Genomic DNA, 11,123 nt, shown 5'->3' with positions numbered 1-11,123 from the left:
GCCACGACGCCTTCGTCTTCGCGACGGGCTTCGGCCGCGACACGATCACGGACTTCAAGACGACGGGCTCGAGCTCGGACGTGCTGGAGTTCGCGAGCGAGATCTTCGTCGATCTCGACGCGGCGTTTGGCGCGGCCCATCAGGAGGGGGCGGACACGGTCTTCTCGATCGATGCCGACACCTCGTTGACGCTCAGGAACGTCGATCTCGCCAGCCTCCACGCGGACGACTTCCGCTTCGTCTGACAAAAACCCTCAGTGCCAACAGAAAGGGCGCCCCAGCGGCGCCCTTTCCTTTTGGAGTGGTGGTGCGGCCTTGCACTGGTTGCACCCGGCGTGGATTTCGGACGAGCCTCTCGCGAAATTCATTCGGCGCGCGCCCCCGCATACGGCCGCGCCGGCTCGCGGACTTCCAGGCGCAGCCTGATCAAGCCGGCGGGATTTTGTAGCGAATGCCCTGATCAGGATGGATGTGATCAGGGCATGGCTGTTGCGGTCGCGGCGTCGCGGGCGTCCGCCCGTATCGCTTGCTGGTTTATCGGGACGAGAAGTAGCTCAGCCGCGGCGTATCAGATGGCTGAGGTCCAATTCCTCGTCGCGATGCTTGCCGCCGAGCATGGCGCCCATCCAGGAGGCTGCGGCACTCACGAGGAGTACGGCTGCTGTCAGGAACGCGGTGAGAACCGCCATCTTGCGGGCTTTCTCCACGGCCTGCTTCGCCGTTTCCTTGGCCTGCGTGAGCTTGGCGAAGGCGTCGTCGATGCGCTTCTCGGCATCGGGCTGAGCGATTCCGGCGCGGCTGGCAAGGCGCGAGGCGATATACTCGCGACCTCCGGATTCGAGCTTGCCGGTGCTCAGACCGGTCACGAATATCCGGCTTGCTTCAGCGCGTTCGTCGGACGTCACTGGCGCAGTCCCGGTGGAGCGCATGACGCTGTCGAGCGCGTTTGCCATCGGATCGGCCTGCTGGCTCAGAAGCGAGGCGGCGCCCGAGGTGGCCGAGGCGACGCCTTCTGCGGCGGTCCTCGCCGCGCCAAACAGAGACGACGTCGTCAGAACGGTCACCAGGAGCGCGCCGACGGCCCATACGACCAGACCGTGCGCGCCATCGCGGACGTCTCGCTCATGGGCGCTGGCATCGGCGACCGGCCGCCGCATCCTGCCTGCGAGATAGCCGCCGGCCGTGGCGGCCGAGACGGCGATCCACAAGGCCCACAGGCCCGCGACGATCGCGATCACTGTCAGGCTCGTGCTCCGTCCCGGCTCAGGCGATACGAGCGTCAGTCCGATCGCGGAGCCGAACGCGGTCATGATGGTTGAGATCGCGGCGGCCAGAACGGCGCCCCCGAAGATCGCGCCCCATTCGAGATAGGACTGGGCCGATTTGGTGGAGGTTGCTGCGGCCACGGGTGGATCGGTCTGAATAAGGGTCATTGTGTCAATCCTTCAACGCAGACCGAGGAACGAGAGGATGGCCAGGAGGACGACGACCAGTCCGACAAGGTAGATGATGCTGTCCATGATGCCCTCCACTTGGTGATGCGCTACGATGCGCAAGTGGTAAACGGGCCGTCGGAGTGCTTGGTTCCGTTGCGGCAGAAGGTTCGCTGGCCAGCGTTGGATTTATGGAAGCTGGAGGCAATCTACTCCCCGGGGATAGATCCTCGTCCTATTCGAGAAACTCCAACGAAAAGCCCGCCGATGAGGGCGGGCTTGCTGCGAGAGACCTGCGGATTTGCCTCAGTAAGAACTGGCTCGGCGGTTGGCGCGACGCGTCTCCCTTACGACGGTGGGTGCCGATACTGCTCCGACCGTTCCGCCAACAACGGCCCCCACGGGCCCCCCGACCAGCGCGCCGGTTCCTGCGCCAGCCGCAGCGCCGCCGATCCGCTGTTCAGTCGTATTGCAGGCACCGACCGAAAGCGCGACACCGGCAAGCAAGATCAAAGTGGGGATTTTCAAGACGGAATTCTCCGGGTGGGGGACTGAGGAAACGTCAGTTCGCGGCGAGTGTTCCATGACGTGTGAAAAGGCGCTCGCGAGCGGGTGAGCGCGCGACGCTGTAAGGCCGAGATTCTCGCGCTCAGCTGCGTAACCCGGTCGAACTGATCAAGATCAAGGCGAATGAGGCGTCTAGGCATGAGCCGCGTCTGGCGACGCCCGGTCCTACCAATACGCTGCTGACGACCTCTGGTGCGGAAGCAGGAAAAGCGCGGAATCTGGGCGCCTCTGAAGTCGCGATAGGCTCAAGGGGAACCCCTGGGCGACCTGCTTGGTTTGGATGGTATCTGACCAGAAGCGGGGAAATCCCATGAAACGGTTCGCAGCGATTGCGGCCATCGTCTTTGCGGCGCATTCGGGACTGGCATGGGCGCAGCCCGTTACGGTCACGTCACCAGACGAGATGCCCCTTAGCCGAGCCGAAAGGGCTGCTGCGAGCGATATGGCCCAGCCTTCGCCACGTGGAGACGAATGCGAAGCTCAGCAGGAGTTCGTCGATGCCTCGTTGGACGCGTCTTCCCACAGGGCGCTATCGTATCCGAGCGCGAGCCTGGCGATGACCCTTCCGTCGAGGTGGTTGAACGCACTCCGAATTGGCGCGGGTGCCACCGTGATGGAAAGCGACAAGGTCGCGAGCGTCGGGACGCCAGGCGGTCGGTAAGCGCGTATTCGGTCGATCTCTGCCCTTCCTGCAACCACGGTCGGCACCACCGTTCAGGCATCAGCGAGCGATCGACCGCTGAAGGACTTCGCTTGGTCCCACGGCGCGTTCAGTCGGTGGGGTGACGCTGCGCGGAATCAGACTCGCCCCGGCAACGTTGATCGGTCGCAGTCCTCCGGGAGAGGCGGAACCAGCAAGCTCAAGCTAATCCCAGCCCCGATAAGGAAGAGACGGGCAGCGGCTCCGGATCGACCGGAAATACCCCGCAACAGGGCTCACTGCGCCGGGAGACATTGAACGCTGACCCGGGGTCCGGATTGGCTCGGCTGTTGGCAGGAGAAGTTGATCGGGCCGGACCGGACCAAGATCGGAGCGGCCGGCTTCTCTGCGGCCAGCGGTTGGCTCACGGCCGGAATGATCCTCGGCTTGGCGGCCGGCCTGGATTGGCGAGGTGGCGAGGCCCGCTGAGGCAACTCGGGTTTGGCCGGCTGCTGCTGTTGCGGTGGTTGTGCGGCCGCCGCCTCGACTGGAGGAGGGGCAGGAGGCGCCTCAGCCGTCTTCCATGGCGGCCAGCTCAGCCCCGAAAACGTCTCTGTCGACGGAAGTGCTACCGGCGTGCATGCCGAGACGAACAGGCTTGCGCAACAAGCCAAAGCACCGCTCTTTCTCACGATCATTCCCGCTCTCCTGACGCCCCCCAGGTCAAGCCGCAGCCACCGTAGCACTCGATGCACGATCTTGCGAGGCGAGAAGAGCGGTGGTCCGTGGCTCGACGTTCTGCTCAGCCGGGCTCTCGGTAAGCGGCCCCTGCCTGGACGCTCTTCCGTAACGACGCCGAGCGCTTTTGCGCCGGTCGTTCCGATATCGGCATCCGGGTCGAAGGGAGGGCGGCATGAGAGATGGTCGCGCCAATCCGATCGAAGAATTCGACGGGGCGCCGCCGACGGAACTGCTTAGACAAGCCGCCTGCGACATCTAACGATCTAATATCACGTGGAATTGTGGATGTGATTCCACATTTCGGCCGTCTTTGAGCAAGCATCTTGTTGGCCGGAGACCTCACCTAAAGAATGAGACGTCAGGTGCCATAGACGAATGTATAGATAAGTTCTCGGAACGTGAGGTCGGACGGAAGATCAGACCCTAGGGAGGATAACCATGCTAATGACCCGCCGCGGCTTCACGACCGCGCTTGCTGGAACCGTGGCCGCGCCGGCCCTCATTCGTACCGCTTTTGCGCAAGCCGCTACGGTCAAGATCGGCATGGTCATGCCCATGACCGGCGCGGCCGCCGAATCCGGCTCCTTCGCCCAAACGGGCGCCAGGATCGCCCTCGAGCAGGTCAACAAGGCCGGCGGCGTGCTCGGCAAGCCGATCGAACTCATCTTCGAGGACGACCAGACCACCAATCCCGGCGCGGTTCTGGCCTTCTCCAAACTGGCCAGCCAACCCGATATCGTCGCCTTCCTCGGGTCCATCCGCTCCACGCAGATGCACGCCATGGCGCCGGACATGCTCAAGGCCGGCAAGCCGGTCGGCTTCGGCGGCACCGATCCGAACCTGACCAAGCTCAACAATCCCTGGCTCTTCCGCTTCCGCCCCAACGATTCCTATTCGGGCCGGGTGATCGCCCAATATGGCAGCAAGGAGCTCGGCAAGAAGAAGTGGGCGATCGTCCACTCGACCGATGCGTTCGGCACTGCCGGCGCAAAGGCGCTCACCGACTCCCTGCCCGAGAACGGCGCGACGCTCGCCCTCGATCAGGGCTACGCCAATCAGAGCCAGGATTTCACGCCGGTCGTGCTGGCGGTTCGCCAGTCCGGCGCCGATATCCTCGGCACCTACTTCACCTTCGAGACCGATCTCGGCATCTTCGCCCGCCAGCTCCGCCAGCTCGGGGTCACCATCCCCTGGGTCGGGTCGCCCTCGATCGTGAACGTCTCGGCGCTGAAACTGGCGGGCCCCGCCCTCTACAACACCTATGGGGTCGCCGATTACGCCGAGGATTCGAGCGATGCCTCGCGCGCCTTCGGCAAGGTCTATCGCGAGGTGCGCAAGGTCGCGCCGGACAACCAGTCCTCCTGGACCTTCGACGCGGTCACCTGCCTCGCCCTGGCGATGAACAAGGCCGGCTCGACCGAGCCCGGGAAGGTGCGGGAGGCCATGCTCGCCATCCGCGGCCACAAGGGCGCCGAGGGCGAGTACAATTTCGACAAGAACGGCGACGGCCTGCACGGCTACAATATCGTCAAGAACGAGAAGGGCGATATCAAGTTCGACAAGCGGCTCGATTTCACGCCGAATCTTGGCTGATCCCTTCCAGCGGGTGCCCGTCTCGCTGCCTTCGGCGAGGGGCGGGCGCCCGCGACAAGGCCTGAATGCCGGTTCCTCTGCCGGGATTAGAGCATCGGACCGAAAAGTGGAATCCGGTTTTCGGAGCAATCCGATGCTGGATCAAAGAGCTAGGTCGCCGGCTCTGCGTCCGAAAGGACGCATGGCGATCTAGCAGCCTCGACATCTCGCATCGCACCTTCGTGGCGGCCGGCGAAACCGCCGTCCGGAGGGCCCGATCAGTCTCCAGACGCGCGCGGTAGACAGATGGATCTCGCTCTCCAACTTCTCTTCACCGGCATCGGGATCGGCTCGGTCTATGCGCTCGTCGCGCTTGGCTTCGTGCTGATCTTCCGGGCGACCAACGTCGTGAACTTCGCCCAGGGCGAGTTCTCCATGCTGGCGGCCTTCCTGATGGTGGTCTTCTCCGTCAAGGTCGGCTTGCCCTATTGGCTGGCCTTCATCGTGGCGCTCATGGGCATGGCGCTGCTGGGCGCGGTCTTCAACCTCGCGGTCTACTATCCGCTGCGGCACCGCACCTACCTGCCGGTCATCATCTCGACGATCGGCGCCTCGATCTTCCTGGCCAACACGACGCTCGCCATTCACGGGCCGGAACCGGAGGTGCTGTCGGGCTGGTTCGACACGCCGGGCTTCCTGCTGGGCCCGGTCTATCTCGACAGCCAATACCTGCTGATCATCGCCGTCACCGCCATCCTGGTCGCGCTTCAGTACTGGTTCTTCGAGCACACGCTGCTGGGCAAGAAGCTGCAGGCGACCTCGCAGGACAAGGAGATGGCCTCGCTGCTGGGCATCCCGGTCGCCACCATGATCATGGTCACCTTCGTCTACTCGGCGGTGATCGGCGGCATCGCGGGCATCCTGGTCGCGCCGGTCCTCTTCGTCTCCATCGGCATGGGCGCGGCGATCGCCCTCAAGGCCTTCGCGGCCACCATCATCGGCGGCTTCGGCGACGTGACCGGCGCCATCATCGGCGGCCTCGCGCTCGGCGTCATCGAGACCTTCGGCGCCGCCTATATCTCGGTGCCCTACAAGGACGGCTTCGCCTTCCTGGTGCTGATCGCCTTCCTGATCTTCCGGCCGCAGGGCATCTTCGGCGAGCGCGTGGCGGAAAAGGCATGAGCACGACCGCAACCACCGCTGCCGCCGCTGCGAGCGCGCGTCCCCGCCTGCGCTGGGGCGTGCCGGCCTATGTCGTGTTCGTCGCGGCCGCGATCGTGCTCGCCATCGTGGTGCCCAAGACTGGCTACGTCTTCAACATCTCGCTCCAGGCAACGACCTATGCGATCGCCGTGCTGGGCCTGACGATCGTGCTCGGGCTCTGCGGCCAGATCAATCTCGCCCAGGCGGCCTTCTTCGGGCTCGGAGCCTATGCGGTCGGGCTGGGACAGACCGAGCACGGCCTGAACTTCTGGGTCTGTCTCCTGATCGGGAGCGGTCTCGCCGCGCTGTTCGGTGCGCTGCTGGGCGCGTCCACGCTTAGGCTTGGCGGCCACTACCTCGCCATGGTGACGATCTCGTTCCAGCAGATCCTCACCCTGGTCCTGATCAACTGGATCCCCGTCACCAAGGGGCCGGACGGCGTACGCGCCATTCCCCGTCCCGCCTTTTTTGCCGATGGCTCGAGCTATCTCGCGCTCTGCATCGCAGTGCTGGGCGGGCTCGGCTATCTGGTCTGGCATCTGCGCGACACGCGGCTCGGCCGTGCCATGCGGGCCGTGCGCGACAACGAGCTCGCCGCGGGCGTCGCCGGGATCGACGTCTACCGCACCAAGGTCACGGCCTTCGCGCTCTCGGCGGTCCTCGGCGGCATCGGCGGCGGGCTCTTCGCCGGCGGCTTCGCCTATGTCAGCCCGGACCAGTTCTCCTTCGCCGAGTCGGTGGTGTTCCTCACCATGGTTCTGCTGGGCGGCGTGGCCTCGCCGATCGGCGCTGTCATCGGCACCGGGCTCTTGATCCTGATCCCGGAATGGCTGCGCTTCCTGAAGAGCATCCCGGGCCTCTATCTCGCGATCTACGGCGCAGCCGTGATCCTGATCGTGCTGTTCATGCCGGACGGCATCTGGGGTTTCGTGCGCGGGCAGTTCGACAGGTTCAAGCGTGCCACGGCGCCCAGCGCATCCGGCGATGCGCTTCAATTGTCGGGCGGTGGGGTCGGCACTGATACCGTCCTGGAGGTGCGCAAGCTCTCCAAGCATTTCGGCGGCTTGAAGGCGGTCGACGAGGTCGATCTCACCATCAAGCGCGGCGGCGTGCATGCGCTGATCGGCCCGAACGGCTCAGGCAAGACGACGACGCTGAACGTCCTGTCCGGCCTCTACAAGGCGACGTCCGGCACCATCATGCTGAACGGGCAGGACATCACCAGCCTGCCGCCGCATGTCCGCACGAAGGCCGGGCTTGGCCGCACCTTCCAGAACATCCGGCTCTGGCGCTCGATGACGGCGCTGGAGAACGTCATGGTCGGCGCCGAGCGGCCCGGAAGCCCGGTCGGCAACGATCCGGCCTCCGTCGTCGCCCGTGCCCGGGCCGCGCTTGCCTTCGTCGATCTCGAACACAGGGCCGACGAGGTCGTGGCGGGCTTCTCCTACGGCCACCAGCGTGCCGTCGAAATCGCCCGCGCGCTCGCCAGCGATCCGGCCCTGCTCCTGCTCGACGAGCCCGGCGCGGGCCTGAACTCGTCCGAAAAGGTCGAGCTGCGTAACCTCCTGAAGCGCATCTCGGCCCACGGCCTGACCATCCTGATCATCGATCACGACATGACGCTGGTGAGCGAGGTTGCGCAGCACATCACGGTGCTGAATTTCGGCCGCCGCATCGCCGACGGTCATTCGGCAGACGTGCTGAAACATCCTGACGTGATCGCCGCCTATCTAGGAACGGCTCCCGATGTCGCTGCTTGAACTGAAATCCATCGTCGTCCGCTACGGCGAGATCGAGGCCGTCGACGGGGTCTCGCTGGTCGTCGAGGCCGGAGAGGTCGTGACGCTGCTGGGCTCGAACGGCGCCGGCAAATCGACCACGCTGCGGGCCATATCCGGCCTCGCGAAGCCCGCCTCGGGCGATATCCTCCTGGAGGGCCAGTCGATCGTCGGGCTCAGGCCGGAAGAGATCGTCCGCCGCGGCATCGCCCAGGTTCCGGAAGGACGCCGCGTCTTTCCAGGCCTCAGCGTGCGCGAGAACATCATGCTCGGAGCCTCCAACCGGCGCGGCCTCAAAAAGTCGGAGATCAGGCGCGAGGCGGACGAGATGTTCGACCTCTTCCCCGACATCCGCCGCTTCGCCGATGCGCTCGGCTGGACCCTGTCGGGGGGGCAGCAGCAAATGGTGGCGGTGGCGCGCGGCCTGATGGCGAAGCCGCGCATCCTGCTCCTCGACGAGCCCTCGCTCGGCCTGGCTCCGGTCATCGTCCAGGCGGTGTTCGCCATCATCGCCGAGATCCGGCGCCGCGGAACGACCGTGCTTCTGGTCGAGCAGAACGCCCGGATGGGTCTCTCCGTCGCCGATCGCGGCTATGTGCTCGAGACCGGCAAGCTCGTGCTCTCCGGAACTCCGACCCAGCTCTGGTCTAACGAGGAAATCCGAGCCGCCTATCTGGGCGGCCGCGCCGCCGTGGCCTGAGGCCGCGTCGCGCATGAGCCGGAGCGAGCTCACGGAGGGGGCGCGACCAGTCGAACGAATGGCCTGCGACCAGGCGCCCGCTCCGGCGCGTAGGCCGTCTGCCCGGTATTGGCCGAGGCGACAATAGAACGACATGTGCCTAGCCTACGCTGTGTGAGAGCCCGTACGCGGCGACAGGCTTGCATGCCGGAGAATCATCGATGCGCAATATCCTCGCTGGCCTTGCAGCCACTCTGTGGATGATCTTCGCCGTGACCACCGCCCATGCCTGGTGGGATGCCGGCCATATGCAGATCGCTGCCGCGGCTTACAAAAGCCTCTCGCCACAGGCGAAAGAGCGGGTCGACGTTCTATTGCGGCTCAATCCGGACTACTCGAAATGGACCACCGGCGCTCCCGACGAGGCGACCGCGAGGCAATGGGCCTTCGTGCACGCGGCGACCTGGGCCGACGACATCAAGATGCGCTCATACGGCTATGCGCGGGATGCTGCGACCAGCGCGACGGCCGGGCGGAACATCGGCTACGCGGACCGCGACCAGCACGATTACTGGCACTACAAGGATCTGCCATTCTCTCCGGACGGCACGCCACTGCTCCCGCCCAACCCGGTGGACGCCGTCACGCAGCTTCGCCTCATGATCGCGGCGTTGCCAGCCGCGTCGGCGGCTTCCGACGACATCCGGTCGTATGACCTCGTCTGGGTCCTGCACATCGTCGGCGACGTGCACCAGCCCCTGCACGCAGTTGCGCGCTTCACCAGGGAACTGCCGGTGGGGGATCGCGGCGGCAATTCCGAGATGGTCATCCCGGCGACGGGCGAAACAATCACCCTGCATGCGTACTGGGACCGGATTTTCGGGGGCTATTTCTCCCCCTTCGGAGCGGTCTTTGAAGCAACCGCCCAGGATGGCATCGGCAATCTGGAGGCCAATCCCGAGCTCGCAAAAATAGGCGACCCCGAGCGCTGGATCGAAGAAAGCGCTGCGTTGGCAAAGACCTATGCCTATGCCGCGCCCGTCAGCAATGGTTCGAACGCAGTCCCGCTCACGCGCGAGTACGAGACCAATGCGCGCAACATCGCGCGTAGCCAGGCGGCACTGGCGGCAGCGCGGTTGGCCAATTTGCTCAACGCCGCGTTTCAATGACCTGTCGGCGCGCAGATCGAACGTTCACTTTTCCCTATGCCTTGAGCCTTCTCGGCGATAAGGCGCGCGTCAGCGGGCAATCGGTCGAGCATCCAACATTGCGCGAAGCCCGGCGACCGTGCCCTCGTCAAAGCTGATGTCGATATCCACGCCGGAGCGGGTTTTCGTCCTCAGGATCAACGTTCCATCGTCCGCCATCACGAAGCTGGTCTGTTGCGCCAAGACGGCGCTGACAACATCCGCATTTGAAGGGGAGCCGCGCACTTCGGCGGCGTGCATGGCAGCGGCTTCGAACCGCGATAGGAAATCACCCTCGAGCAGGTGCGGAATGTGAAGGACGAAGCGGCGTCCATTGCTGTCTGTCAGGTCGAGGCAGCTATTCTGCCCGCTGGTGGAGGAGCCGTGGCCATTGACGCGGCTCAATAGGATCGTGGCAGGTTCTGTCATTCTGGCGTTCCAAAGATTTATGGCATCACCGCCTCATTAGCCGTTTCGCCGCCAAGTCGGAACGTAGGTGAATGAGTTGGCGGGGCGGCTTAGGTCTACGGCCGCCGTGAAGCCGACGAGCACGGCGGTGCGAATTGCCAGATCGACTAGCAGCCGGCGGGGGCCGGGCTCGCGGACGACGCCGTGTCCGAACCTGCCGATATCCCAACCAGATCCTGAAGGTGGAACATGGACTATATCGGGCTCTTTTTTGCCGGCGCCTTTCTCTGCAACGCCATCCCGCATCTTACCGCGGGCCTGCGCGGCGAGGTCTTTCCGACGCCGTTCGCAAAGCCGCGTGGCAAGGGTCCGTCGTCACCCCTGATCAACTTCCTCTGGGGCGCCCTCAACCTCCTCGTCGGGCTTGCTCTGCTTGCGCGATATCCTGTTGCGGTCGACTTCGACCCGGCCTTCATCGCTTTCGCCGCCGGGGCGTTGGCGATCGGCCTCTATCTCTCGATCCATTTCGGCAAGGTGCGCGGCGATAACTCCGCCTCATAGCGCGCTCCACCGCGGCCGAATTCTACACGGTCGTGTCACACGCAGACGGACGCTGACCGAGAGCGGTCGCTGGCTTCACGAACCTCATCGATGACCCTCCGAGGCGACCCCGCCGGTGCTAAGCAAACTCGTCCGCCATGTTCTGCCCGGCGAACGAGCGGGGTGGCGGCCTTGGCTCAGAACCTGACGGCCAGAACCCCCTTGAAGGCGTGGTCCTGGACGTCGGCTGCGAGCTGTCCGGCATAGGACAGGCCGAGCGTGGCGTTCCGGCTGATGGCGAGGTCGAGCCCGGCCTCGACCAGCGCGGCGTTCCTGGCGACCGGGATGCCGGCGACCGAGAACGGGTTGGCCCCA

8 protein-coding genes and 1 pseudogene are annotated in these 11,123 nt (G+C 65.0%); 7 read left to right on the top strand and 2 right to left on the bottom strand.

What is annotated here, in order from left to right; translation table 11 throughout:
* Nucleotides 1-245 (top strand): annotated as a pseudogene (locus tag DWF00_RS29285) (calcium-binding protein); the annotation flags it as partial.
* 309 nt (nucleotides 246-554) lie between these two features.
* Here the strand turns inward: DWF00_RS29285 and DWF00_RS02075 are convergent.
* Complete coding sequence (locus DWF00_RS02075) at nucleotides 555-1,433, bottom strand: hypothetical protein (RefSeq protein ID WP_147283854.1); 879 nt, start codon at nucleotides 1,431-1,433, stop codon at nucleotides 555-557.
* A 2,386-nt stretch (nucleotides 1,434-3,819) separates the two neighbouring features.
* Here DWF00_RS02075 and DWF00_RS02060 point away from each other — a divergent pair.
* The 5 genes from DWF00_RS02060 to DWF00_RS02040 all read left to right on the top strand — a co-directional run bounded on the left by DWF00_RS02060 (nucleotide 3,820) and on the right by DWF00_RS02040 (nucleotide 9,782).
* Nucleotides 3,820-4,974 carry an ABC transporter substrate-binding protein gene (locus DWF00_RS02060; protein WP_114832857.1) on the top strand — a complete coding sequence of 385 codons (1,155 nt, stop codon included), beginning with the start codon at nucleotides 3,820-3,822 and terminating at the stop codon, nucleotides 4,972-4,974.
* A gap of 285 nt (nucleotides 4,975-5,259) precedes the next feature.
* Nucleotides 5,260-6,135: a branched-chain amino acid ABC transporter permease gene (locus DWF00_RS02055; protein WP_114832856.1), complete on the top strand. Its 876-nt coding sequence runs from the start codon at nucleotides 5,260-5,262 to the stop codon at nucleotides 6,133-6,135.
* Nucleotides 6,132-7,916 (top strand): branched-chain amino acid ABC transporter ATP-binding protein/permease, encoded by a 1,785-nt coding sequence (locus DWF00_RS02050; RefSeq protein ID WP_114832855.1) that lies wholly within the window; start codon nucleotides 6,132-6,134, stop codon nucleotides 7,914-7,916. The genes DWF00_RS02055 and DWF00_RS02050 overlap by 4 nt, the downstream gene beginning before the upstream one ends.
* Nucleotides 7,903-8,634 carry an ABC transporter ATP-binding protein gene (locus DWF00_RS02045; protein WP_114832854.1) on the top strand — a complete coding sequence of 244 codons (732 nt, stop codon included), beginning with the start codon at nucleotides 7,903-7,905 and terminating at the stop codon, nucleotides 8,632-8,634. Before DWF00_RS02050 ends, DWF00_RS02045 begins: the two co-directional genes overlap by 14 nt.
* A 200-nt stretch (nucleotides 8,635-8,834) precedes the next feature.
* A complete protein-coding gene (locus DWF00_RS02040; RefSeq protein WP_114832853.1) occupies nucleotides 8,835-9,782 on the top strand; it encodes a S1/P1 nuclease in 948 nt (315 codons plus the stop codon).
* Between the two features lie 69 nt (nucleotides 9,783-9,851).
* On the opposite strand, the gene DWF00_RS02035 is transcribed toward DWF00_RS02040, so the two are convergent.
* Nucleotides 9,852-10,229, bottom strand: a complete 378-nt coding sequence (locus DWF00_RS02035) for a hypothetical protein (protein ID WP_114832852.1) — start codon at nucleotides 10,227-10,229, stop codon at nucleotides 9,852-9,854.
* 228 nt (nucleotides 10,230-10,457) lie between these two features.
* Between DWF00_RS02035 and DWF00_RS02030 the strand changes: the two genes are divergently transcribed.
* Nucleotides 10,458-10,769, top strand: coding sequence for a hypothetical protein (locus DWF00_RS02030; RefSeq protein ID WP_114832851.1), 312 nt, complete (start codon nucleotides 10,458-10,460; stop codon nucleotides 10,767-10,769).
* Nucleotides 10,770-11,123: the final 354 nt, after the last annotated feature.

Source organism: Allobosea caraganae (genome assembly GCF_003351345.1).
Taxonomy (GTDB): Bacteria; Pseudomonadota; Alphaproteobacteria; order Rhizobiales; family Beijerinckiaceae; genus Allobosea; species Allobosea caraganae.
The sequence above is the reverse complement of the archived record's forward strand: the minus strand, read 5'-3'. Positions and strand labels throughout refer to the sequence as shown.